The 23,584-nt window shown below is 50.0% G+C and carries 22 protein-coding genes and 1 tRNA gene; 2 read left to right on the top strand and 21 right to left on the bottom strand.

The annotated features are described in order from the left end of the window. Window positions 1–27: 27 nt before the first annotated feature. The 15 genes from BLR06_RS12280 to BLR06_RS12205 form a co-directional block, all read right to left on the bottom strand. The gene (locus BLR06_RS12280; RefSeq protein ID WP_092073618.1) at window positions 28–1,434 is read right to left on the bottom strand and encodes an amino acid permease; all 1,407 of its coding nucleotides are present in this window, start codon (window positions 1,432–1,434) and stop codon (window positions 28–30) included. A gap of 134 nt (window positions 1,435–1,568) precedes the next feature. Then, window positions 1,569–2,684 (bottom strand): alanine dehydrogenase, encoded by a 1,116-nt coding sequence (gene ald / locus BLR06_RS12275; RefSeq protein ID WP_092073614.1) that lies wholly within the window; start codon window positions 2,682–2,684, stop codon window positions 1,569–1,571. A gap of 446 nt (window positions 2,685–3,130) precedes the next feature. Next, window positions 3,131–3,823 (bottom strand): response regulator, encoded by a 693-nt coding sequence (locus BLR06_RS12270; RefSeq protein WP_092073611.1) that lies wholly within the window; start codon window positions 3,821–3,823, stop codon window positions 3,131–3,133. Window positions 3,824–3,907: 84 nt separating this feature from the next. Beyond that, a complete protein-coding gene (locus BLR06_RS12265; protein ID WP_092073608.1) occupies window positions 3,908–4,183 on the bottom strand; it encodes an HU family DNA-binding protein in 276 nt (91 codons plus the stop codon). Between the two features lie 98 nt (window positions 4,184–4,281). Next, entirely contained in the window at window positions 4,282–5,739 is a 1,458-nt protein-coding gene (gene yabN, locus BLR06_RS12260; RefSeq protein ID WP_092073605.1) for a bifunctional methyltransferase/pyrophosphohydrolase YabN, read from the bottom strand. 13 nt (window positions 5,740–5,752) lie between these two features. Beyond that, window positions 5,753–7,354, bottom strand: a complete 1,602-nt coding sequence (locus tag BLR06_RS12255; protein WP_092073942.1) for a putative polysaccharide biosynthesis protein — start codon at window positions 7,352–7,354, stop codon at window positions 5,753–5,755. Window positions 7,355–7,543: 189 nt separating this feature from the next. After that, window positions 7,544–8,116 (bottom strand): stage V sporulation protein T, encoded by a 573-nt coding sequence (gene spoVT / locus BLR06_RS12250; protein WP_092073602.1) that lies wholly within the window; start codon window positions 8,114–8,116, stop codon window positions 7,544–7,546. A gap of 111 nt (window positions 8,117–8,227) precedes the next feature. Next, window positions 8,228–11,503: a transcription-repair coupling factor gene (mfd, locus tag BLR06_RS12245; protein ID WP_092073599.1), complete on the bottom strand. Its 3,276-nt coding sequence runs from the start codon at window positions 11,501–11,503 to the stop codon at window positions 8,228–8,230. Between the two features lie 87 nt (window positions 11,504–11,590). After that, the gene (locus tag BLR06_RS12240; RefSeq protein WP_092073596.1) at window positions 11,591–11,833 is read right to left on the bottom strand and encodes an anti-sigma-F factor Fin; all 243 of its coding nucleotides are present in this window, start codon (window positions 11,831–11,833) and stop codon (window positions 11,591–11,593) included. A gap of 25 nt (window positions 11,834–11,858) precedes the next feature. Further along, window positions 11,859–12,239 carry a hypothetical protein gene (locus tag BLR06_RS12235; protein WP_092073593.1) on the bottom strand — a complete coding sequence of 127 codons (381 nt, stop codon included), beginning with the start codon at window positions 12,237–12,239 and terminating at the stop codon, window positions 11,859–11,861. A 137-nt stretch (window positions 12,240–12,376) separates the two neighbouring features. Next, complete coding sequence (locus BLR06_RS12230; RefSeq protein WP_217636901.1) at window positions 12,377–13,243, bottom strand: peptidoglycan DD-metalloendopeptidase family protein; 867 nt, start codon at window positions 13,241–13,243, stop codon at window positions 12,377–12,379. A gap of 145 nt (window positions 13,244–13,388) precedes the next feature. Beyond that, window positions 13,389–13,574 carry a hypothetical protein gene (locus BLR06_RS19575; RefSeq protein ID WP_092073587.1) on the bottom strand — a complete coding sequence of 62 codons (186 nt, stop codon included), beginning with the start codon at window positions 13,572–13,574 and terminating at the stop codon, window positions 13,389–13,391. A gap of 197 nt (window positions 13,575–13,771) precedes the next feature. Then, window positions 13,772–15,214 carry an NAD(P)/FAD-dependent oxidoreductase gene (locus BLR06_RS12220; RefSeq protein WP_092073584.1) on the bottom strand — a complete coding sequence of 481 codons (1,443 nt, stop codon included), beginning with the start codon at window positions 15,212–15,214 and terminating at the stop codon, window positions 13,772–13,774. 551 nt (window positions 15,215–15,765) lie between these two features. Further along, window positions 15,766–16,287 carry a ClbS/DfsB family four-helix bundle protein gene (locus tag BLR06_RS12210; protein ID WP_245698136.1) on the bottom strand — a complete coding sequence of 174 codons (522 nt, stop codon included), beginning with the start codon at window positions 16,285–16,287 and terminating at the stop codon, window positions 15,766–15,768. Beyond that, window positions 16,284–17,102 carry a helix-turn-helix transcriptional regulator gene (locus BLR06_RS12205; protein ID WP_092073575.1) on the bottom strand — a complete coding sequence of 273 codons (819 nt, stop codon included), beginning with the start codon at window positions 17,100–17,102 and terminating at the stop codon, window positions 16,284–16,286. The genes BLR06_RS12210 and BLR06_RS12205 overlap by 4 nt, the downstream gene beginning before the upstream one ends. Before the next feature lie 112 nt (window positions 17,103–17,214). Between BLR06_RS12205 and BLR06_RS12200 the strand changes: the two genes are divergently transcribed. Beyond that, complete coding sequence (locus BLR06_RS12200; RefSeq protein ID WP_092073572.1) at window positions 17,215–17,631, top strand: pyridoxamine 5'-phosphate oxidase family protein; 417 nt, start codon at window positions 17,215–17,217, stop codon at window positions 17,629–17,631. 148 nt (window positions 17,632–17,779) lie between these two features. Further along, window positions 17,780–17,854, top strand: a tRNA-Gly gene (locus BLR06_RS12195). 165 nt (window positions 17,855–18,019) lie between these two features. On the opposite strand, the gene BLR06_RS12190 is transcribed toward BLR06_RS12195, so the two are convergent. The 6 genes from BLR06_RS12190 to BLR06_RS12165 all read right to left on the bottom strand — a co-directional run bounded on the left by BLR06_RS12190 (window position 18,020) and on the right by BLR06_RS12165 (window position 23,431). After that, entirely contained in the window at window positions 18,020–18,991 is a 972-nt protein-coding gene (locus tag BLR06_RS12190) for a P1 family peptidase (protein WP_092073569.1), read from the bottom strand. A 493-nt stretch (window positions 18,992–19,484) separates the two neighbouring features. Further along, window positions 19,485–20,111 carry a hypothetical protein gene (locus tag BLR06_RS12185; RefSeq protein WP_092073566.1) on the bottom strand — a complete coding sequence of 209 codons (627 nt, stop codon included), beginning with the start codon at window positions 20,109–20,111 and terminating at the stop codon, window positions 19,485–19,487. Between the two features lie 254 nt (window positions 20,112–20,365). Continuing rightward, window positions 20,366–21,331: a class II fructose-bisphosphatase gene (gene glpX / locus BLR06_RS12180; RefSeq protein ID WP_092073563.1), complete on the bottom strand. Its 966-nt coding sequence runs from the start codon at window positions 21,329–21,331 to the stop codon at window positions 20,366–20,368. A 21-nt stretch (window positions 21,332–21,352) separates the two neighbouring features. After that, window positions 21,353–21,997, bottom strand: a complete 645-nt coding sequence (fsa, locus tag BLR06_RS12175) for a fructose-6-phosphate aldolase (RefSeq protein ID WP_092073560.1) — start codon at window positions 21,995–21,997, stop codon at window positions 21,353–21,355. Window positions 21,998–22,040: 43 nt separating this feature from the next. Beyond that, window positions 22,041–22,688: a hypothetical protein gene (locus tag BLR06_RS12170; protein ID WP_092073557.1), complete on the bottom strand. Its 648-nt coding sequence runs from the start codon at window positions 22,686–22,688 to the stop codon at window positions 22,041–22,043. 338 nt (window positions 22,689–23,026) lie between these two features. Then, the gene (locus BLR06_RS12165) at window positions 23,027–23,431 is read right to left on the bottom strand and encodes a response regulator (protein WP_092073554.1); all 405 of its coding nucleotides are present in this window, start codon (window positions 23,429–23,431) and stop codon (window positions 23,027–23,029) included. Between the last annotated feature and the right edge of the window lie 153 nt (window positions 23,432–23,584).

Here is a 23,584-nt window from a genome sequence, read left to right as displayed (position 1 = left end):
CAACCGAAGCCGGGCATCGGCTTAATGTTATTGTTTGCCGGAAGCATGTTTTGCCTCATCCTGATTTAAGGTACTATGTTTATAACTATAACCGAAATATACCGCCAACCCGATGACGCACCAGACGACAAAACGAATCCAGGTATCGGCGGGCAAATTGTACATTAAGAACCCGCAGGACAGCACCGCAAGCGGAGATATAACGATCAGCGCCGGACATCTAAAAGACCGGGGAATGTCCGGTTTCGTATACCTGAGTACCAAAACGCCCACCGCAGCAACCACAAAAGCGCTTAATGTTCCGATATTCGCCATTTCGGCAATCAGGCCGATCGGCGCAAAACCGGCGATGGCGCTGACCAGGATTGCGCCAACAATGGTAACCAGATACGGAGTTTTATAAACCGGATGAACTTTGCAGATGGAAGAAGGAACCATGCCGTCACGGGACATCGCAAAGAATACCCGGGCCTGGCCGTATAAAAAGACCAGCAGCACGGTGGTAATGCCGCAAATAGCGCCGACCCCAACCAAGGCTGAACCAATATTATAGCCGATATAACGCAGGGCGTAAGCGACCGGCTCGGGATTATTCAGCTGGGTGTAGGGGACAACACCGGTCAAAACGCCGGAAACAGCAATATATAAAATTGTACATACCACAAGTGAACCAATAATACCAATTGGCAAATCCCTGCTTGGATTGTGGCACTCTTCAGCCGAGGTCGCCACAGCATCAAAGCCGAGATAAGCGAAAAAGACAATTGCCGCGCCGCCGGCCACTCCGGCAAAGCCAAACGGCATGAACGGTTCCCAGTTAGCCGGATTGACTTTGGGACCGGCCAGAAATAAAAAGATGAATACGGTGGCCAGTTTAATGATAACAAGTACCCTGTTCAGCTTGGTGCTTTCCCTTGTTCCCCGTACCAGCAAAATGCTGAGAAACATAACGATGATAATTGCCGGTATATTGATTATGCCGCCGTCAGCCGGTACCAGAGTATACGCTGCCGGCAAATCAATGCCGCCGGCTCGGAGCAGCCCGACTACATAGCCTGACCAGCCGGCGGCAACAGCACTGGCCGTTACCGTGTACTCCAAAATCAGATTCCAGCCGACTAAAAAAGCCATGAACTCGCCAAGTGAGGCATAAGTATATGTGTAAGCGCTGCCCGCCGAGGGAACAATGGAAGCAAATTCGGCGTAGGCCAGACCGGCAAATACACAGGCCAGACCGGAAAGCACAAACGACAGCATAAGCGCCGGGCCGGCGTAATTGGCCGCTGCAACCCCGGTAAGAACAAAAATTCCGGTGCCAATAATACTGCCGATCCCCAAAAATATCAAATCAACAGCGCTCAGACTTTTTTTCATTCCCGATTTTTCGGCCATGGCCCTTAAAGTTTCTATGCTTTTCGTTCTGAATAAGTTCATACACATCCTCCTGTAATTTATTCGAATCTTCAATTAATTGTCCGGCATTACATTGGTTCTATGTCAGCAAAGAAGCAGCGCGTAGTTTCGGACAACGCCATTTGTTGACATAGAACCCTGTTGCCGGCTGCTCCCTACAGCAGTTCATTCAATTGATAATAAACGGTGTTCAGAGCAGCGGCAACACTCTGATAAGTCACCTTACCATCGAGCACATTAACGCCTTTCGCCAACCCCGGATGGTCAAGGACAGCCTGTTTCCAGCCTTTATTGGCAATTTGCAGGGCATAATCCAAAGTAGCGTTCGTCAGCGCAAGCGTGGATGTACGGGCGACAGCACCCGGCATATTGGCTACCGAATAATGAATGACGCCATACTGGGTATACGTAGGCTCGCTATGGGTAGTAATCCGGTCAACCGTTTCAATGGAGCCTCCCTGGTCAATGGCCACATCGACAATTACCGAACCGACTTCCATTGTCTCAACCATCTCCCGGCTTACCAGCTTAGGCGCTTTGGCGCCCGGAATGAGTACCGCCCCTACCAGCAGGTCTGCCTTGCGCACCCAATTGGCGATATTATAGCTGTTGGACATCACGGTCACCACACGGCTGCCGAAAATATCGGCCAGATAGCGGAGCCGTTCTAACGAGCGGTCGATGATCGTCACGCGGGCGCCTAGGCCAACGGCCATTTTGGCTGCATTCGCGCCGACAATACCACCGCCGATAATGACTACCTGCGCAGCCTCAACCCCCGGCACACCCCCGAGCAAAACGCCTTTGCCGCCATAGGGCTTTTCAAGAAACTGCGCGCCAATCTGCACTGCCATACGGCCGGCTACTTCACTCATTGGCGACAGCAGGGGCAAAGAATGGTTAGGGCCTTCAATTGTCTCATAAGCAATACCGACCACTTTTTTGCTTAGCAGGGCTTTGGCCAGCGCCGGTTCAGGCGCTAAATGCAGATACGTGTAAAGGATCTGCCCCTCATGAAACAATTCATATTCCTCCGGCAGCGGTTCTTTTACCTTAATGATCATCTCAGCTTCGGCAAATAACGCTTTTTTATCACTCATAATCAGGCCGCCGGCTTTACGGTAGCTTTCATCCTGAAAGCCGCTGCCGCCGCCGGCATTTTTTTCAATCAGGACGGTATGACCGGCCTTGCACAGTGCTTCGGTACCCGCTGGAGTAAGCCCCACCCGGTTCTCGTTATTTTTAATTTCTTTCGCTACCCCAATAATCATGATTACGTCCCTCCATAAATAAATTTCATTCCCCGTCTCTGAAAAAATAATGCAAGAACTATGCCAAACCGCAAAAGCCCTAGGACAGTTAGTCCTAGGATAGATCGCCACCTAAGCATTCGGCTTATCATGCGGTCTTTTTTCGCCCTGCTTCGTCGTCGGCGCCTTGCATGTCCGATCATTGCGGCTTCTTCCGCCGCGCAGGGCAAAAAAAAATTCTCTCATTCTAATCTCAAAATTCGAGCGATGTACGACTAGTATTTCCGGGAAACTTTTGTTTACACTTGCCGGAATAATAAGTTTCCAGGTGGAAACTTATTATTCCGGATACTCCCGGCCCAGGCATTCTTATGAATTGGCGGGACATGCATTTAGCGCAGGTGCATGCTAAATAACGGCAAAAAACGGCTGACGCCGCCGGTCGGGTGGCAGCCAATGGCCGGTAATTAAATATCGCGAAACCGGTAACCAACCCCGCGCACCGTCTCAATAGCTTCAGCAATCTCCGGTTCAGCCGCCAGTTTTGCCCGGAGATGGCGAACATGCACATCAACCGTTCTGGTGTCGCCAAAGTATTCGTAGCCCCAGACCTTTTCCAGCAGCTGCTCACGACTGTACACCCGCCCTAAATTGGTAATAAACAATTTAAGCAGTTCATATTCTTTCGGTGTCAACTCCAGTTTATCCTTGCTTAGAAAGGCTTCATACCGGCTGAAATTTAATCTGAGCTTCCCAATCATCAACTCACCGGCCGGTAAGCTCTCCTTGTTGCTGCGGCGGAGCACCGCCTTAATTCTAGCCACCAGTTCACGCGGACTGAACGGTTTTGTCAAATAATCGTCTGCCCCCAGCTCCAGGCCGATAATTTTGTCAATTTCCTCATTTTTTGCAGTCAGCATGATGATTGGAATACCGGCGGTATTCTGCTGGCTTTTCAGGTTCCGGCAGATTTCAAGACCGTCAAGTCCAGGCAGCATCAGATCCAGCACGACTAAATCCGGCTTCTCGTTTTTGGCGATGCTCAGGCCGTCAGTTCCCGTCTCGGCTTCCAGTACATGATAGCCTTCTTTTTGCAGGTTAAATTTCAGCAACTCCCGGATTGACGCTTCATCATCCACAATTAATATTGTTCCCGTCATTTTCTCACTCCCTACAGATAATTTATCTGAATGATAGTTAAATAAAAACCAGGTTAAAAAAATTAACCTGGTTTTTATTGTATATTATTGATTAATGGCGTCTTTCAAACCTTTACCAGCCTTGAACACAGGGTTCTTGGAAGCTGGAATGGTAATTTCAGCGCCGGTTTGCGGATTGCGGCCTTTTCTTTCTTCGCGGGTTTTCACTTCGAAAGTGCCAAAGCCGATAATCTGCACTTTATCTTCGAGTACCAAAGCTTCTTCAATGCTGGCGAACAAAGCGTTTACAGCTTTCTCGGCATCTTTTTTAGTAAGGCCGGCTTTTTCGGCAATGCTGGCTACCAATTCAGTTTTATTCACAAATTCATCCTCCTCGTGAAATCGTTACGAATAGCATAATTCGCTATTTGTGTTTTTATTCCTGTCTACTCAGAAAAAATTTGGCAAAAATTACTGGCTTATCCTTCCGCGAGTTTTGCTTCATCCCACAGCTGATCAAGCTCAGCCAGCGTAAGTTGCTCCCAGTTAAGCCCTTTTTCGCCGACGGCGGCTTCCATATGGACAAACCTGCGCTTAAATTTGCTATTGGTTACATTCAACGCAATCTCCGCATCCACCTTCAAAAATCGCGCTAAATTTACAACCGCAAATAAAATATCGCCCAGTTCACCTTCCATCGCCTCTGTGTCGCCACTTTCAATCGCAGTTTTAAGCTCAGCAATCTCTTCCTCTATCTTTTCCCAAACCGGGGCAATATTATCCCAGTCAAAACCTACTTTCGCAGCTTTTATCTGCAGCTTGCAGGCTTTCATCAAACCGGGCAGCTCCGGCGGGATACCGTCAAGCACCGACGGTCGTTCATGCCCTTTTTCCTGCTGCTTGATCTGTTCCCAGTTCAGCACCACTTCACCGGCATCCTGTACGGTGACATCGCCGAAAACATGAGGATGGCGGCGTACCAGCTTGGCGGCGACGCCATCAATGACCTCCTGCATGGTAAAATCACCGCACTCTTCAGCAATACGGGCATGAAATACGATTTGCAACAACAGATCGCCCAGTTCTTCACAAAGCTGACCGGCGGATTTAAGATCAATCGCCTCAAGCACCTCATAAACTTCCTCAACCAAATAACGGCGCAGGCTCCGATGGGTCTGCTCAATATCCCACAGACAGCCGCCAGGCGCCCTCAGACGGGCCATTATGTCAATGACAGGGGAAAGTTCAAATTGGCCCGGCCCGGCTTGTCCTGGCGGAACGTAGACGCTTGTCAGATGATCAATGACCGGCAGCCGGTCCAGTTCATACAAGGGAATTTTACGGACTTCCTCACCGGGAAGCCCCAGATTGCGCGCCACGATAATTTCATCGTCATCCGCATACCATTCCATCAGCGACAGCTTGGCTTCTGAAGCAACCTGCCGGCTGTAGATCTGCGTAACAACCAGGCCGGTTGACGGCTTGTCCCGCAAGACCGCCAGATCAATGCTGTCCAGAATGGTCATACCGGCTGCCGGGTCCACTCCCAGCCGGACATACAGCACCTCCAGAAAGCTCATCCCCGGCGCAATCTTAACCGCTATGTTCCGTTCAGCCGCTAGTAATCGAATCAGGCTTACTGTTTTTTCCGCCACAAGCGGACTTCCCGGAACGGCATAAACTACTTTTTGCCCTTTTTCAACTTTCGCCAGGCAGTCTCTGGCAATAAAATCATAGACTGCGTCAAAGGTCGGCTGGGCATCATAAACATCATCATAGCTTACAAAGCTGACGCCGCGCTCCTTCAGCCCGTCAACCGTAGGATGCTTGGCCGTCCTAAGCAGCACTAAATCCGCCGCTGCCAGCAGATCCCAGGTCTCCAGGGTAAGCAGGCCGAGCGAGCCCGGCCCCAGTCCAACAATCATCAATTCTCCCAATCCAGTCATCCCCTTATTTTTTTAACAGCCGTAATTTTCGCAGTATAGCAAGCAGCTTGCCGCCTACTTTCGGCACCCGTTCCACATCGCGTTCATTGACGCCGCCCAGCAGCAGCAGGGACAGGCCATACACGCCCACGCCGATGACAATGGCGATTAAGGTAGCCAGAGTGTTGCTGAATAACTGTCCCATTACCGCATCATAGGTTAAGAGCACCACCCCGCCCATAATGGCGGCTGAACAAATTGCTTTGAGGGTATCCGGCAAACTGATGCTAAAGCCCACATAACGGTAGACAAAATAAATATTCAAAACGGCGGCCACCGCGAAGTCGGCATTGGTAGCCCAGGCGGCGCCTTTAATGCCCAGCGAGGGAATTGCCGTGAGCACCCAGCTTAATACCACTTTTACGGCAGCCGATATTGCCATGTTGATCAGTGGAATGGTGGTATGACCCAGTCCCTGCAAAACACCGGTGGTCACCTGCCCCATCCCCAGCATAACAATCCCAATCGATAGAACCGCAATTGAGGTGCCGGCGTTGGGTGTGCCGTAAAGCATTTGCGATATTGGCGCAGCCAGCAGCCACATGCCTACAAAACTGGGAATGGTAATCAGATTGGCAATCCGCATCGCTGTGGCCGTACGCTGATAAATGCGCTTATGATCCCCTAGCGTAAATGCTTCTGATACCGCTGGCACCAGGCTGGCGGCCAGCGATGCGGTAAGAATGGTCGGTAAATTAACCAATGCCACCGCCATGCCGGTTAAATAGCCAAACAGCTCGGTGGCCTGCTCAACCGTAAAGCCCGCAACTTCCAGTCTGGCCGGAACAATCAGGAGATCAATATTCGATACCAGGGGCAGCATAATATTGGCCAGCGAAACCGGCAGAGCCAGTTTAACCATTCGGGAAATAATACGGATACTTGATTCCTGTTTAACGTCGGCCTGCAGTTGCGCCTGAATTTGATAGACCTTACGCTGACGCCAGTAATAATAAAGCAGCACCAGTAAGCCGGCGGCGGCACCTGGCCCGGCGCCAAAGCTGGCCCCGGCGGCGGCATATTCCAGTCCCTGCGGCAGCAGAATAAAAGCCAGGGCAATCATCGTGACTACCCGCACCAGTTGCTCGAAAATCTGGGAAACAGCGGTAGGGGTCATCATTTGCAATCCCTGGAAATAACCGCGGTAGCTCGATAGCACGGTGACAAAGAATATCGCCGGCGCTAACGCAGCTATCGCGTAGTAGGCTCTGGCATCACGCACATACTGGTTTTCCACCAGCCAGCCGGCGCCGAAGTACAATAAAAAACTAAAAATCAACCCGGTAACCGCCAGCACGCTTAAGGAAATACGAAATACCCGGTTGGCGCCACGATAATCAGAACGGGCGATTTTTTCAGCCACGATAATTGAAATTGCCACTGGGATACCGGCTGATGATACACTTAACGCCAGTAAATAAATGGGATAGGCCATCTGATACAAGCCAATGCCCTCGCCCCCCAGCAGCCGGGACAGCAGAATCCGGTTCACCGACCCAATGATTTTAACAATAATCCCTGCTATTGTTAAAATCAGCGCACCTCTCAAAAATGTGTCTTTACTCACTAAAGTCATTCCTCTCCCAAAGCGCTATTAAACTTGTCAAGTGAGCCTTACCCGGAGAATAGGTTTTTATCTACCTGGTAGTATTATAGCAAAGAACAGGCCTCATTCCAAAGAAATCCGGTAAAATATTCCGGTAATAGAAAAGTAGCGAACGGCGTCCGCTACTCATAAAACAACAGAAGGCAATAATTATTGTGACATTTGTTTAGCTAGAAAACCTGCAGCAGTTTCGGCGAGTTTAATTTCCATATCACCCATTTGGACGCCAGCTTGTTTAGAGCAAATCACTACTGCACCAATGGCATCGCCCTCGACGATGATCGGCGCAATCACTTCGGCGGTAAACTTCACCGCATCGTCATCCTCGTCATCCACATCAATTGGGTTGGCTTTTCCATGTTTATTCTCGCTTGGATTGTTAATTAACACCGCTTTGCGGTCTTCCATTACTTTTTCTAAGATCGAGCCTATCGGCTTGTTCAAGAACTCTTTCTTTGAAGCGCCGGCGACAGCGACGACATTGTCGCGGTCAGCGATAAGAATGATCTGGCCGATAGCTTCATATAAAGAATCGCAGTATTCCTTAGCGAAATCACCCAGTTCACCTACCGGGGAGTATTTTTTCAGGATAACCTCACCTTCACGGTCCACATAAATTTCCAGTGGGTCTCCTTCACGTATTCTAAGTGTTCTACGGATTTCTTTTGGTATTACCACTCTTCCTAGGTCATCAATTCTTCTAACGATTCCTGTCGCTTTCACCAGTATCCCCCCTTTTCTACAGTTTTTGACATTTAGCCTCAGTGATAGTATATATCCCGCCAATCATTTTTATTCATTGATTGCCCTTCGGCCCAAAATGGCCGCAAGTGCTTATTTTATCAGGACTTTAAGCAATTTGTGCAGAACATCTAGTAAATTATTTTCCGCTAATTTGGTCAACCGCAGCTTGATTATTTCCGGAGGTCCCGGCAGCATTGTCACATTACTGCCGAATTGCGCTTTAAGTTCCAAAATGCCGGTGATATTGACATTCGGTTGATCGCCAAAAATAATTTCCAGTCCTCTGAGCTGTTGAATAATAGATTTAACGCCCAACTGCCGGGCAATATTTTTAATGCGGGCCACCGTCAACAAATTTAATACTGGTTTGGGCGGATCCCCAAACCGGTCAATCAGTTCATCCAGCAGCTGGCTTACATGCTCTTCATTGCGGATGGCGGCAATTCTCTGATATATTTCAATCTTATGCATGGCATCGCCAATATAGTCGCCGCTTAAATAAGCTTCCACATTTAATTCTAAAACAGGTTCAACCGGCAATTCCACCCGCCGGCCGGTTCTAAGCTCCTGGACCGCTTCCTCCAGCAGACGGCAATACATTTCAAACCCTACACTGGCAATATGGCCGTGCTGCTGGGCCCCCAGCAAATTACCGGCGCCGCGAATTTCCAAATCGCGCATGGCAATTTTAAAACCGGCTCCCAGCTCGGCAAATTCCTTAATGGCCTGCAGCCTTTTTTCAGCAACCTCGGTTAGCACTTTATCGGCCCGGTAGGTAAAGTAGGCAAAAGCCATCCGGTGTGACCGCCCTACCCGCCCGCGCATCTGGTAAAGCTGAGACAGCCCGAAATGATCGGCGTCGTAAATAACAATCGTATTGGCATTGGAAACATCAAGGCCATTTTCAATAATACTGGTGCACACCAGCACTTCATCATGACCTTCATAGAAATCAAGCATAACCTGCTCCAGCAATTCTTCCGGCATTTGCCCGTGAGCGCTTTGAATTTTGGCGTCAGGCAGCATTTCAGACAGCTGCCGCTGCACTTTATCGATGGTTTCCACCCGGTTATAAACAAAATAGACCTGTCCGCCGCGTTTTAGTTCCCGCTTAATGGCATCCCTGATGATCTGCTCGTTATATTCGACGACATAGGTTTGTACGGGAAACCGGTCTTCCGGCGGAGTTTCAATAATACTCATGTCCCGGGCATTGACCAGTGACATGTGCAGAGTCCGCGGAATTGGCGTGGCGCTTAATGTCAGCACATCAATATTGCAGCGCCATTTTTTCAGCTTTTCCTTCTGCGCCACCCCAAACCGCTGTTCCTCATCGACGATCAGCAGTCCTAAATCCTTAAATACCACATCCGCGTTCAACATCCGGTGGGTGCCGATCAGTACATCCACCTGGCCGCTGGCCACCTTGGCCAGTGTAGCTTTTTGTTCTTTGGCGCTGCGAAAACGGCTGACCACATCAACCACCGGGCCAAAACCGGCAAACCGGCTGAGAAAAGTCTGAAAGTGCTGCTGGGCCAACACCGTTGTCGGTACCAGCACTGCTACCTGTTTCCCACTCATTACCGCCTTAAAGGCCGCTCTAATCGCTACTTCGGTTTTACCAAAGCCAACATCCCCGCAGAGCAACCGGTCCATTGGCCGGGGCTTTTCCATATCAGCTTTAATTTCGGCGATTGCCGCCAGTTGATCCGGAGTTTCTTCAAACGGAAATGTATCCTCAAACTCTTTCTGCCAGGGCGTATCAGGTTCAAAAGCATAACCGGCGCCAACTTGCCGTTCGGCGTATAAAGCCAGCAATTCCTTGGCCATATCGGCGACAGCCGCTTTGGCCTTGCTTTTGGCTTTTAGCCATTCGACGCCGCCCATTTTATGCAGTCTGGGCGCTTCACCTTCTGAACCGATATATTTTTGCAGCAAATGCACCTGATCGGTCGGCACATACAGTTTATCCTCGCCGGCATAACGGATATGCAAATAATCCTTATTTACACCGCCTACGCTTAACGTTTCCACACCGACATATTTGCCAATCCCATGATTGGCATGCACGACATAGTCGCCCAGATTGATGTCCCGGAAGTAGGTGATCTGCTGTCCCTTGGCGGCGCGGGGCCGGGGACGCTTCTTTTGACGGCCGAAAATATCTTTTTCAACAATAACGGCCAGACGGGCCTGCGGCAATTCAAATCCGCCCGATAAAACGCCGACAGTAACCAGAACGGTAGAGGCGGCCAGCTGCTTTATCTTGCTGGCATAACTCGCGCTGACCCCTTGCTCGCTTAAACTTTGTTGAAAAGCGACCGCCTTATCTTCATTAGACAAAAAAATAATCGGCGTAAAGTTTCGCTCCAGCAGATTGTTAAGCTCACTAATCACCATATCCATCTGGCGGTGAAAAGGGGCAATGCCTTTAGCGGCGACACTGATAATTTCCGTTGGTTCCGTATAAGGAATTTTTTGCAGCATTAACGACAAATAAATAATATTGTAATTCTTGGCGGCCGACGTAATATCCGCCCAGGTAAACGAACGTCGCTTAAGCTCCGGATTTTCCTTAATCAGCTTACCAAGCTGTTCTCTGATTCTGGTCGGCTCATCAAAAATAATAGTAGCCGGCTGAGGCAAATAAGACAGAAATACCGCTGGTTTTGCGCTATGCTCCGGTTCGGTAAGCGGCAAAATATCGGCTTGCGTAACATTATGACTGGAACGCTGAGTAACAATATCAAACTGCCGCAGCGAATCAATCTCATCACCGAAAAACTCAATCCTGAGCGGCGCGGTCACATTCACCGGAAAAACGTCGACAATCCCGCCGCGGGCGCTGAACTGGCCAATACTGCCAACCTGATCCACCCGCTCATACCCGAACCGTACCAGGTTCTCCAGTACCTGCTCCCGTGTTATCTCGATGCCAACCGCGATATTCAGACGGTTGTTTTCGAATTCCTGCCGCGATAACCCCTTTTGCATTGCAGCCTCAATGGTCGCCAGCACAATAATTTTCTCCTGACGTACCAGCCTGCCCAGCACATCCATCCGCCGGGCCGCCAATTCCACACTTTTGGCTGCTGCCGAAAAAGTGACAATATCCAGCGCCGGCAGGTCGGCAATTACCGCATCAGGCAGCAATGTCCCAAGATCGGTATGCAATTGTTCCAGCCCCTCATTATTACCGGTAACAATAACCGTTGCCCGGGGATTCTGCTGATAAGCCGCGGCAATAACAGCGCTCTTTTGTGTTCCGGTCAATCCGTACACCACGTTCTGCCCTTGCGCCTGATAGCATTCCAAAGCCTTAGAAAACGCTACGTCAGCCTTCATTGCTTCAAAAAGTTTATTCATACTTACACCTCACCCATGCCAAAAGGGGCTTTAGCTATAGCTAAAGCCCTATATATTTAAACTAGTTGTGTTAAATCAGCCGATCTGCTAATGCAAATAATTTGGCCTTCGTGTCCATAACTGTTGTTCATCAGCCAACCCTAGCGCTTCGATGCAGCTGTCGCACAGCGATTTTACGTGCATCGTATTTGAAAAAGGATCAGCTTTTATTATATCTTGACGCTCATCGCCAGTCAAGCAGTCAAACCCCAGCTTAACTTCATCCACCTGTTCTACGTCCAGCTCGGCAATCGCTTCGCCGCAGCAGCTGCAATTGTAATAAATCCTCATTGTCAAACCCTCCTGTAACACTTCGCTATGCATATCTGCGAATAACGGTGACATTCCACACCAGATGAGCCACGATACCGGCTGCCAAAGCCAGCCAGATACTGCTGCTGAGCGTCAAAATAAACAGGGTGGCCGCCCCAAATAAGCTATGCCCGGCGATACTGAACAAAGCAGCCTTACGCCCGGTACGGCCATTTTGGCGCCAGTCATAACCGGCTTCTACCAGACCAAACGTAATATGCACCGCCAGAATATCAGCACCCAATAAAAATGCGGGCAAAGTTTTGCTGCTTTCCTCCAATAACGGACCATAGCTGATCATCGTAGTAAGGCCAATACGCCGGATCATCGCCTGGTTTAACCCAAAACTCAGCGCCGCAACCAGACAGCCAATCAAATATCCCATAATTAACCTCTGAATTCTTCTTATCAACTATTATCACCGCAGGATTGCCGGCTTATACTCCGGCCATCGGCTAAATATACCGGCATAATGAAAAAAACCGCAAGCTGCTCATGGGACGCAGCTTGCGGTCACTATTTTCAAGGTAAAAAATTCATTGGGTCGAGAGGTTGTCCGTCTTTGCGCACCTCAAAATGAAGATGCGGCCCGGTTGAATAACCGGTACTGCCCATCAAGGCAATTTGCTGGCCGGTCCGCACATACTGGCCGGCGCTGACCGAAATCGCCGACAAATGCCCGTATAACGTCGAATACCCGTTGCCATGTGCAATCATCAGCGCATAGCCATAGCCGCCATACCAGCCGGCGTAAGTTACTCTGCCGGCCAATGCCGCTGTAACCGGCGTGCCGATGTCATTGGCAATATCAATCCCGCTGTGCATCCGCCCCCAGCGTGAGCCGAACGGTGAACTGATTTCACCGCTGGCTGGCCAGCCAAACCGGCTGACTGACGCCCGTGACGCCGGAGCTGAAGGTAAATCAACAGCGACCGGTTTACCGCCAGGCACAAACAGCTTCTCTCCGATGGCCAGCCCCTCGCCGTGTTTCGCATTGGCGGCCAGTATTGCGGCAATTTCCACATTGTAGATGCTGGAAACACGCCATAACGTGTCGCCGCCGGTCACGGTATGCAGAACCCCTTTCTGCGGCAAAACCACGAGTTGATCGCCCGGATAAAGCGTTGCTCCGGCCTCCGGATTAGCGCCCAGTAAAGTGTCGACATCAATATGATAAGCTTCAGCGATACCGCTAAGCGTCTCGCCCTCACCGACTGTATGAGATTTGATTGCCGCGACTGCGGGCTGTACGGGTTGAACGGGTTGTACGGATTGTACCGGCTGCTCAACCGCTATCTCCGGCACCGGCTCGGACGGCAGCGGTTTAGCGCGCTTGCCCAAAACGGTCCCGAATAACGCCAGCAAAATAATCCCTATCAATACGGCCATCAGCAACGGCTGCTTCCTGACCCTGGTTAAGTCCACTACATCACCTCGGATTCGTATAATTGGACGACCAATATTAGCATAAACGATTGTTCATATTCTTATACATAAATTTACATAATTTTCTGGGACTGGTTATAACTTACAGCTATCTATTCATCAATCGCCTGATCACAAACAGGATAATATAGCCGATAATCGAGCCGCCGGCTACCCAGTTTAACGTTGTCATATGATCAAAATCAACCGTTGTCAGCCACAAGACCGATATAAATACCATGCTGTAGTCTACAAGTTTAATTCTGTTTTTCATCCGTTCGGCCGATGTAATCACCCGGGGCGGAGTCCTTCGTTAAGTCCCCCGGCGCACATAACCTTGCACCTCCCTCCTTATGTAGCATACCATAATCATTGCCGGACGTTAAGGCCGGATCACCAAATTCAGACAAAAAAAGCCCCAGCCGGCCAAAACGGCCGGCCAGGCTTCAGTCTTTGCGGGATACCCGCGAAGACTCGCACTGAAGTACGCGGTTAATGCAGCTTGTATAATTCCAGCCGTTTGGCTCTTTGCGCCGCAGCTGCAGGTTGCTCTCTTGGCTGCACCTCTTCCACAGCAAGCTGCAGTTCACGGGCGATCAGCTCCTTCACCCTCGGTCCGCAAAAAGCGCCCTGGCAGCTGCCGTATCCCGCCCGGGTACGCCGCCCCACTGCGCCCACAGAGCGCACCTCAATTCCCCGGTACAGGCTGTCAATAATTTCAGCCTCCGTCACTTTTTCACACCGGCAAATGATACGGCGCTCAGGATCAGCAGCATCAACATCCCCGGCAAACTCAGATCCCTTTTTAACGATAACCGGCTTTCGATAAGGCTGGAAAGCGGGATTGGGAACCAGCGCAAGACCTTTGTCCTGTAAAAGTCCGGTGACCTTAACGGCGATGGCCGGTGATGCGGTCAGCCCCGGGGAATCGATGCCCACTAAGTTAATGAATCCTTTGACCCGGCTCGCGGCAATCACCCAGTCTTTTTGGTTGGACACCGGCCGGTTGCCGGCAAATGAACGCAATGCGCGTTTCATATTAAAGCCCGGAACCGATTTGCGCGCAGTCTGTACAATATACGCCAGTGTTTTTTCATCTGTGCCGACATCTTCCTTATCGTCAACCTCTTCCGCATTGGGTCCAATCATCAGATTTCCATGATAGGTGGCAGTAAGCAAAATTCCCTTGCCCAGCCTGGTGGGTACCTGGAAAATGACCGACTTGACCAGGTAATTTTGATCTTTATCCAGGACTACATACTGCCCCCGGCGGGGAGTAATCCGGTAATCGTCTATGCCCAGCATCCTGGCGACCGTATCGCTATGAATACCGGCGGCATTCAATACATAACGGGCCGCAGCAACTTGACCGGCACCGGTAAAAACCCGGAGGCCGTCCTCAGCCTGCTCAATGCGGGTCACTTCCTGGTTCAGCTTCAGCTCTACCCCGTTCAGAACGGCGTTCTCGGCCAGAGCAACAGCAAACTCATAGGGCGAAGTTACGCCCGCGTTGGCGCAATATAATGCGCCTTTCACCTCACCGCTCAGATAGGGTTCCTTCGCGCGGGCCTGTTCCCCGGTAATGATCGCCAAGCCCTGCACCCCGTTTGCCGTCCCATATTCATATAGCTGCTGCAGCTTTGAAAAATCTTCCTCGGCAAAGGCAAGCACCAGCGAGCCTGTATTACGGTAACCGAAATTCAGCTCCTTCTCCAACTGCTCAAACATCCGATTGCCGCGAACACACAATTGGGCTTTAAGCGTTCCCGGTTCATCCGAATAACCGCCATGAACAATGCCGCTATTGGCCTTCGAGCAGCCGCAGCCAACATCATCATTACGCTCCAGTATGCAAACCGATACCCGATATTTGGCCAGTTCCCTTGCGATATTCAGACCAACCACGCCTGCGCCGATAATGCATACATCATACATGCCGACCGACCCCCTTTTCTCTGATAAGCTAAACATTTCAGCACAACCAAAAAGAAAACCTGCCTTTGGGCGGATGAATGATCGCGCTTAAAAGACGCTCATTCCGGCAGTTCTATTGTTGTGCGTAAAAATTCTAAGCATCCAGGAGCTGCCTCAGTGTGCTGCACTGCCGTCTGCGCGCCGCCGCAGCCTGCAACAAATAAACTAAGCAAGACAGCACTATCCCTGTGCAGCAACCCCTTTTTGCTGAAAACACAGCTTTCCAACCCCTTATTGTTGTTATGATACTGCCGCATTGATTGCCATGCACTATAGTATACCGGATTATAGCAGAATAGTGGCGGTAAGCCTCTTCCAGAATGGACTAAATTGGAATCATTAAAGTATAAACAGGCAGGAGGCGGCTAAATTAATTTAGCTGCCTCCTGCCTGTTTTCTATGGGCGGAACAGGTTTCAATGCCCCCGCGCGACAGTTGCTTGTTTGTTAGTAACAGCTGGCTGGGCGACAATTCCTGACTGTACCCCAGCAGAGCCGCTTGCATTCATTCTGTCAGCCAACGCTGCAAACGTGCTTTTTCCACTTTCTAATCTTAGTCCTGAAAGTCTTAAATGGCGCAACCGAATTAATATGGATCCATTTCCACAGCGGCCAGTTAGCATTTGTTACTGTCCATTTTCTTATGTTGGGCGTAAAAAGTTCCTTATCACTCAATCGATCAACCCAGTTGCACCACTTTTCAACACTTCCGCTCAATAATTCACGTAATTCTTGTAGTGAATAACCGTTGTATTCAGCATAAAAATGTTGATAAAGCGGTCCCAGCTGATTCCATTTGTAGCCGGGAGATGGCGTGACCACGGTCTTTCCGTCCGCTTCATCCTGCTCCCAGCCCATGACCAGCTGCAGCCAGCCAAGCTGATAGGCCAGCATTTCCTGCGGCGTTCTGTCCACCTCCGGGCACCGGACATTCAATTTCTGCTCCGGAACAGCGTCAAACTCCTTGTCAAAAAGCGCATAGGTCTTTTTAACGGCGTCAATCAGCGCTTCTTTACTAAGATATTCCTGCATCATAACACTCCTTGATTTGTCCTTGTATTGGTAACTGTCCACTGATCCTCGCCGCAGGCCTCCATCCTCTCACTGCCGCAATATTCCAGGACCCGCTCTTTTATAGACTGGCGGACCAGCAGCTTGACCGTTATCCGCCTGTCTGTCATCCGCCTGCGGAATTCCGCTACCGGCGGCGGCAAGTCCCTTAGTGTAAAGGTTTCGTTCATCACCTCCAGGTCTGTCATCCGTGACAGCTTAAACAGCCGGAAGTTCTGTCTGGCGAGACAGAAGCCGTAAATGTACCAGTGGCTCTCCTTGAGTATCAGCCGGTAAGGCTCAATGCTCCGGACACTCGGTTTGCCTGCCCGGTCTGCATACCGAAAGGCAAGCACCACCTGCCTGTTTAAAGCATCCTTTACCAGCGCCATCGGCAAATTGCCGTTGCCGATCCAGGGCTGTAAATCAATGCTGATCTGATTTGACCTCAGCTCAATTTCATCAGCCTGGCCTGCGGGAATCAGACTTTTGATCTTGGCGAAAGTCCCTGCGGTGTCTTTGCCGGTCAGCATTGGAGAAATGCTGCTGAGGCCCATCAAAAGAGTGGCAAGCTCTGTTGCGGTAAATACGTTCTTATCCACCTTATATTCGTCCATAATGCCAAAACCGCCCTTGACCCCGGGTGTGGCTACAACCGGAATACCAGCCAGGTTGATAGTGTCAATATCCCGGTAAATGGTTCTGAGCGAAACCTCAAACCGATCGGCCAGGACCTTGCCCCGGATGGTTTTGCGGTCCAGCAAAATGATAATAATCGCAATCAGCCGGTCAATTTTCATTTTTCTTTCAGCCTTTTTATTCTTAATTTATATTTCTTAATTTATATTGTTGACGGATAGCTGTCAAATATTTGTGCTAGAATATCCCCAGTAATAACTTAGGAGGCTTAGTATGAATACCATTCAGAAAGAATATTATCGGGTTTTAGCGCAAACCAATGCGCTTGCTCTGGCGACAGCGGTTGATAACCGCCCGAATGTCCGGATTGTTAACTTTGTTTATGCCCCTGACCGGCCCGGCATTCTCTATTTTATGTCAGACCGGGAAAACAAAAAAGTACTGGAATTTCAACAAAACAGCAACGCAGCTTTTCCGGTCGATGGCGTGGCCCATGTCCGGGCCCGGCAGGCGCTTGTCCAAAAAAGCAGGTTTACCATCGACGATTTAAAGGATTTGTTTATCGCCAAGGTGCCGGGTTATGACCAAACGCTTGAGGCCATCGGCGGAACACTGGATGTATTTGAAATCCAGGTTAAAAAAGCCGTCATTGTTACCGGCTTCGGAGAGCCGGCTGCCCTGTCGTTTTAGCAAATGCGAATATGCAGCCGGAGAGAAATTCCGTTCCTGCCCAGCATGGGATCATGCGTCCTCGTTTTCCATAAGGAACGTTGTTCTGACATTGACTTTTATTCCTGTCTGAAGTATAATTATTTTGTTATACTGGTAATTTGATCAAGCGGGCGTAGCTCAGTGGTAGAGTACCGGCTTCCCAAGCCGTGGGTCGCGAGTTCGAGTCTCGTTGCCCGCTCCAGGAAAACCAAGCCTTCCGGCGATTATGCCGGAAGGCTTTATTGTGTTTTTACTGTAGCCAGCCCGTCTCCTCTCCAAGCAAGGGGGACTGCACCATACCGGCCGAGCTTGGTCATTGCGATTTTACAGCTTGACGGCATTTGTGCAGCTCAGGGAAGCGCGAGGTTTACTTTTCCATACGGATATCCCCATACGATTTAAAACCGGCCAGCGATACCGCCTTTGTCACGGCATTGATGACGGCCTGCTCCATGACCCTTGCCGCCAGCAATCCGACTACATTGACATCTGCTGCCACCTGCCCCGTCGACAGAGCAAAGATGGTATCGCCATCAAACATCGTGTGCGCCGGACGCATGGTTCGTCCATAACCATTGTGCGCCATAGACGCCACCTTGTTGGCCTGGGCCTTGGTCAGCGCCGCATTGGTGATAATTGTCCCGATGGTTGTATTGCCTGCGAAGACATTGGCCGCCTTATCATATTGCCGGATCATGCCCTCCTCGGTATACATAAAGGTAAAAGGGTCTTCCCTGTACGCTCCCGCCAAAACAACGCCTCTGCCGGGATCAATCACATCTCCCAGACAGTTGACCGCCACCACTGCGCCCGTCATAAGGTCGCCGGTCTTTAGACACGCTGCGCCCAGTCCGCCTTTCATAGCATGCCGGGCTCCAAAAAACTTTCCTACCGTCGCCCCCGTTCCCGCTCCCGCAGATCCCTCGCAAAACTCTCCGTTCCGGGCGGCAATACAGGCCTGATAGCCCATTGCCTTGTCAGGACGCACACGGGAATCTCCGCACATCAGATCGAAAAGCACCGCGCCGGGCACAATCGGCACCTTTGCCACACCTACGTCAAAGCCCACGCCGTTTTCCTCCAGATACTGCATTACGCCTGCAGCCGCATCAAGGCCAAATGCACTGCCTCCCGCCAGCATCACGGCATGTACCTTGTCCACGTAATTCTCCGGCTTCAGAAGATCGGTCTCGCGGGTTCCCGGCGCTCCGCCCCGCACATCAACACCGGCAACAGCCCCCTGTTCGCATAGAATAACAGTGCAGCCGGTTGCAGCCTCCAGGTTCTGGGCATTGCCAATTTGAATACCTGGAATGCCGGTAATTTTCATAAGCTCCATTCTTTCGTCTCCTTCTCTTGCCGATCTCCTTGAGCATTTATCCTTATTACTTCGTTTCTCTCCCGCCCCTGTCCTGCCTGCCATTTCAGTAATGCGACCACTGAACATTTTGCCATGCATACCGGGCAATAGACAGGAGTTCTCTACACCAGCGCTGCGATTCTCCTTGCCGGAAGCAAATTACCTCCGCAGTCCGCTCTGGCGTTTATCGCTTATTTCGGTTCGTTGCTTGCAACGACCCTTGCTCCCGGTCCGGCTCAGTTCAACTTGCCTTTTTTACCAAATCAGCCGCCTGTTGCGGCACATAAGCCTTGCCTGTTTTGGTTCTATTTCCGCATCTGATCCCCATCACCTAATAATGCAGAAAGCGCAAAGCCTTCCAGCAAGTTGCTGGAAGGCTTTGCGCTTTCGATATCCGGCGGCCTGCTTATCAAGGCCGTTAGCGGTTAAAAAGCTCTCTGCCTATTACAAGCAGCGAGACCCGATTCCCGCTTTAAACACCAGGACGTTCGGCTTGTTCAAACAATACTATAATTTCGACCGGCGTAGTTTGGGCGGGGATGCTTTTGGTTGACCGCCCGTAAAGCACCACCAACCGCTGGTTGCCAAGCTCGCCTTTAAACGCCGTTCCATCCTCCAGCACAATTTTGGTATCATCAGAAATATTCAGCTTTAACAAATTGTCCCCACTGACTAAGCTATCGTCAAACAAATCAACCTTAATGTTGTGCTTACCGGCCCCGGCAACAATAACTTCCGCGTTGTACTGCGGCGGATAAATCATGATCACCGGGACATTGGCATCATAAAAACCGGTGATGGTTGTTCCTTTTTTTATCTCAGCGTCATTAAGCCGGTAAGTATCGTTGGACACAATAAAATTCACTTGCCGTCCTTCTTTATCTTCTACCAATACAGTTTGCGGGCAATCGTTCCCGGAGCAAGACTGCACTTCTTTAACCTCGCCCTGAAAAGACTTAAAATAAGCCTTTTGTTTCTCAACAACAGACGACGCAGCCTGGCTGGCCGTGCTGCCGGCCGCAGCCGAAGAACTTCCTGCCGGCAACAGTAAAAAGGGAATGGTTAACAGGCCGGCAAGCACTTTTCTAACCTTTTTCATTTATGCTCTCTCCTCTGCTCTTTTTGTCAAATTCGGCAAAAATCCTTTTCCTGTACCATAGCATGTTTAAAGCAATTTGTACAGCTTACAGCCGGCGGCAAAATTAGGCATCAATAAAAAGCTTTGGTAAAGGGGGTGTCTAAAAATGCCAAAACATTTAAAGACACCCCCTTGTATAACCTGCCGGCAGGTATAAGCAAATAGGTTAATTGCCACAGCATTATTTTTCGCCGGCAGACTAGTTTATCCCGTTATTATACGCGTTTTACAAACAGCGGCTTGCGTTCGAATTTATGAATGGCGTCAACAAAGCGGACCGTTCCCGATTTGTAGCGCATAACGATAGAATGAGTTCTGGCCCCGCCGCCAAAATAGCGCACGCCGTTGAGTAAATCGCCCTGGGTGATGGCGGTCGCCACGAAAAACGCGTCCTCGCCATAGACCATATCATCAATGGTCAGCACTTTATTCACATCAGTAATCCCCATCTTAATCGCCCGGTCAATATCAGCCTGGTTTTCCGGATAAAGCCGGGCCTGCATGTCGCCGCCCAGACACTTCAGCGCAGCGGCGGCAATAACGCCCTCCGGCGCTCCCCCGGTGCCAATCAGCATATGAACGCCGGTTCCGTCAATAGCGACATTGATTGCCGGCGATACATCGCCATCGGTAATCAGCTTAATTCTGGCGCCTGCTTCGCGGGCTTCCCCGATGATTTTGGCATGACGTTCGCGATCCAGGACCACAATGGTTAAATCTTCGACTTTCCGGTCCAGCGCCGTAGCAACAGCTTTCAGATTCTCCGCTACCGGCGCGTTAATATCAATTTTGCCGGCGGCTTTGGGACCCACACAGATTTTCTCCATATACATATCCGGCGCATGCAGTAAGCCGCCCCGCGGAGCAATCGCCAGTACGGCAATTGATCCCGGCAATCCTTTGGCTACCAAATTTGTACCTTCCAGCGGATCAACGGCAATATCCACTTCCATACCGCCCCCGCCGACTTCCTCACCAATATACAGCATTGGCGCTTCATCCATTTCACCTTCGCCAATCACAACCCGGCCGCTAATCGCCACACTGTCAAAAGCCTCCCGCATTGCATCTACGGCGGCTCCATCGGCGGCATTCTTTTCTCCCTTGCCCATCCAGCGGCCTGATGCAATAGCCGCCGCTTCGGTAACCCGTACAAATTCTAACGCTAGTTCGCGATCCATTGATTAACCCCCAACCTTTTACTACATATTTGCCTTTCGCCAGTCCTCCAGAAATTGCTTGATACCGGCATCGGTAAGCGGATGCTTAAGCAGGGCCAGCAACACCTTATAAGGAACGGTCGCTATGGTCGCACCGGCCAAAGCTGCCTGCGTCACATGCAGCGGATGACGAATGCTGGCGGCAATAATTTCCGTTTCCACACCATGAATGGCAAAAATATCGGCAATCGTTTTAACCAACTCAATACCATCCTGGCTGATATCATCCAGCCGGCCCACAAACGGACTGACATAGGCAGCACCCGCCCTTGCCGCCAACAGCGCCTGATTCGGCGAAAAAACAAGGGTGACATTCGTCTTAATGCCCTCAGCCGCCAAGGCGCTGGCCGTTTTTAAACCATCAGCCGTTACCGGAACCTTAATGATGACATTGTCGGCCAAACCGGCCAGTTCCCTTGCTTCCGGCAGCATTTCCTCATAAGTGGTCGCAATTACTTCCGCACTTACCGGCCCTGTAACCAGACCGGCGATTTCTTTGATAACCGCGTGAATATTACGTTTCTCTCTGGCGATGAGCGAAGGATTGGTTGTTACGCCTGCAACAACCCCGAGAGCTACAGCCTCCTTAATCTCCGTTAAGTTAGCCGTATCAAGGAAAAATTTCATACTATCCCCCCTTTTTTATAGTAAACTCGTTCATAACCCCAGTTTAATCAAAATCAATTCTTTTGACCAAATAGCGCCGGGGCGCCAGTTCAATACTGTCCAGCGTCTGAGCGGATTGCAGGTCATATTCGGTCTGCGCCGCAAGGATATAATAAGCGCCGCAATGCATACATTCCAGAATAATGCAATCCGGCAGCAAATCCGCTTCCACCGCGTCACCGCCGCAGCGGCAATATACCCCGCCCTGCTCGGCAATATCATGAACTTTATTTAGTATTCCCAATACAATATGCTGCCGCTCAATGTGCTCCTCCGGTTCATCCTTGTCGGTTTCACGAATTAAGCTCACGCACTCCTGCTTTTGATCGGCCAGCGTCTTTTCAATTGCTGCCCGGGCGCCGAAATAACCTAGTTCAAAATTATCTTTAACACAATATATTTTATCCACCAGGGTATACAACAATTTCCTGAAGCTAAAAAATACACTATGCGTTGACTGACAGACTACGCAGGGGATGGTGAGTTTAAATTGCCTGGCGCCTGCCCGTGAAAGCCTGGCTTGCACATGCCCGCAACTGCATTTAAGTTCAAGTACCGTTTTTTTTATGCTAAAATGGGAAATATCATGCATCTGTATTTTACCGCATTCCTGGCAATACAAGGCAAATGTTGAACTGGCATTGACAAACACGTCTCATCCCCCTTCCCTTCTAAGGGATTCGCCAGCCGCCCGAAAAATCCTGCCTTGTCCTGGTTTTTACAATTTACTAGTGACTTGGCACAGTTAGATGTTGTTTAGGCAATGTAGATTTTTTCGTCCTGCGAGGCGAAGGAGCCGCGCAGACCGGGTATCTGTAAGGTGACGATAAAGAAAACACGGTTTGTACCGAGCGCAGCGAAGGCAGAAACCGTTGTGCCCTTATGCCGTTCGGCCAACGAAGCAGGGCGGAAAAAGCTGCGTTGTATAACCTGATATTGCTGAAAAGCAGCGCAATAGTAAAAACACCCAGCCAGGCTGGGTGTTTTTTGCTAGCCAATCAACAATTGATGCTGATCGTGTTTATCATCATTAATATGACTGCTAACCATATCACACAGGGCAATAATGTCAAACGGCTTTGTTATATAAGCATACGCGCCCAGCTCTCTGGCCTGATTTACCAGTTCCAGTTCACCATAGGCTGTCATCATAATAACATTCCCTGCTTGCCCGACTTTCCTCAATTCCCGTAACGTCTCAATTCCGTCCATACCCGGCATTTTCATATCCATTAAAATCAGAGCGGGTTCCAGTTCTTTTGCTTTTTGCAAGCCTTCATAGCCGTTTTGCGCTGTAACTACCGTATAACCTTCCTCTGTCAGAACTTCCATAAGCAAACGCCTAATACCAGGTTGGTCATCAACGATCAAGATTGTGCTTCTTGCCAAAGACATACTTCGCTCACCCTACCCTCTAGAAACTATTCGTCACGAACTTTTCCTTAATTATTGCTAATATATGTATATTCGACCAGATAATAAAATATCCTCCTATTAATTGGAAATATAAGACATTTTTTCTGAATAATTCAGAATTCTTTGTTCTAG

The sequence above is a fragment of the Dendrosporobacter quercicolus genome (assembly GCF_900104455.1).
Lineage (GTDB): Bacteria > Bacillota > Negativicutes > DSM-1736 > Dendrosporobacteraceae > Dendrosporobacter > Dendrosporobacter quercicolus.
Note: the sequence above shows the minus strand (reverse complement) of the source record. Positions and strands in the feature narration are given on the sequence as shown.

Excerpts from the sequence above, each read along its gene's own strand:
- ald (WP_092073614.1), bottom strand. The coding sequence starts at position 2,684 with ATGATTATTGGGGTAGCGAAAGAAATTAAAAATAACGAGAACCGGGTG.
- BLR06_RS12205 (WP_092073575.1), bottom strand. The coding sequence starts at position 17,102 with ATGAAAATTGACCGGCTGATTGCGATTATTATCATTTTGCTGGACCGC.
- BLR06_RS12240 (WP_092073596.1), bottom strand. The coding sequence starts at position 11,833 with ATGAGGATTTATTACAATTGCAGCTGCTGCGGCGAAGCGATTGCCGAG.
- BLR06_RS12220 (WP_092073584.1), bottom strand. The coding sequence starts at position 15,214 with ATGTATGATGTATGCATTATCGGCGCAGGCGTGGTTGGTCTGAATATC.
- BLR06_RS12185 (WP_092073566.1), bottom strand. The coding sequence starts at position 20,111 with ATGAAAAAGGTTAGAAAAGTGCTTGCCGGCCTGTTAACCATTCCCTTT.
- BLR06_RS12270 (WP_092073611.1), bottom strand. The coding sequence starts at position 3,823 with ATGACGGGAACAATATTAATTGTGGATGATGAAGCGTCAATCCGGGAG.
- glpX (WP_092073563.1), bottom strand. The coding sequence starts at position 21,331 with ATGGATCGCGAACTAGCGTTAGAATTTGTACGGGTTACCGAAGCGGCG.
- fsa (WP_092073560.1), bottom strand. The coding sequence starts at position 21,997 with ATGAAATTTTTCCTTGATACGGCTAACTTAACGGAGATTAAGGAGGCT.
- BLR06_RS12210 (WP_245698136.1), bottom strand. The coding sequence starts at position 16,287 with ATGATGCAGGAATATCTTAGTAAAGAAGCGCTGATTGACGCCGTTAAA.
- BLR06_RS12190 (WP_092073569.1), bottom strand. The coding sequence starts at position 18,991 with ATGGAGCTTATGAAAATTACCGGCATTCCAGGTATTCAAATTGGCAAT.
- BLR06_RS12280 (WP_092073618.1), bottom strand. The coding sequence starts at position 1,434 with ATGAACTTATTCAGAACGAAAAGCATAGAAACTTTAAGGGCCATGGCC.
- BLR06_RS12200 (WP_092073572.1), top strand. The coding sequence starts at position 17,215 with ATGAATACCATTCAGAAAGAATATTATCGGGTTTTAGCGCAAACCAAT.
- BLR06_RS12165 (WP_092073554.1), bottom strand. The coding sequence starts at position 23,431 with ATGTCTTTGGCAAGAAGCACAATCTTGATCGTTGATGACCAACCTGGT.
- mfd (WP_092073599.1), bottom strand. The coding sequence starts at position 11,503 with ATGAATAAACTTTTTGAAGCAATGAAGGCTGACGTAGCGTTTTCTAAG.
- BLR06_RS12230 (WP_217636901.1), bottom strand. The coding sequence starts at position 13,243 with ATGGCCGTATTGATAGGGATTATTTTGCTGGCGTTATTCGGGACCGTT.
- BLR06_RS12235 (WP_092073593.1), bottom strand. The coding sequence starts at position 12,239 with ATGGGATATTTGATTGGCTGTCTGGTTGCGGCGCTGAGTTTTGGGTTA.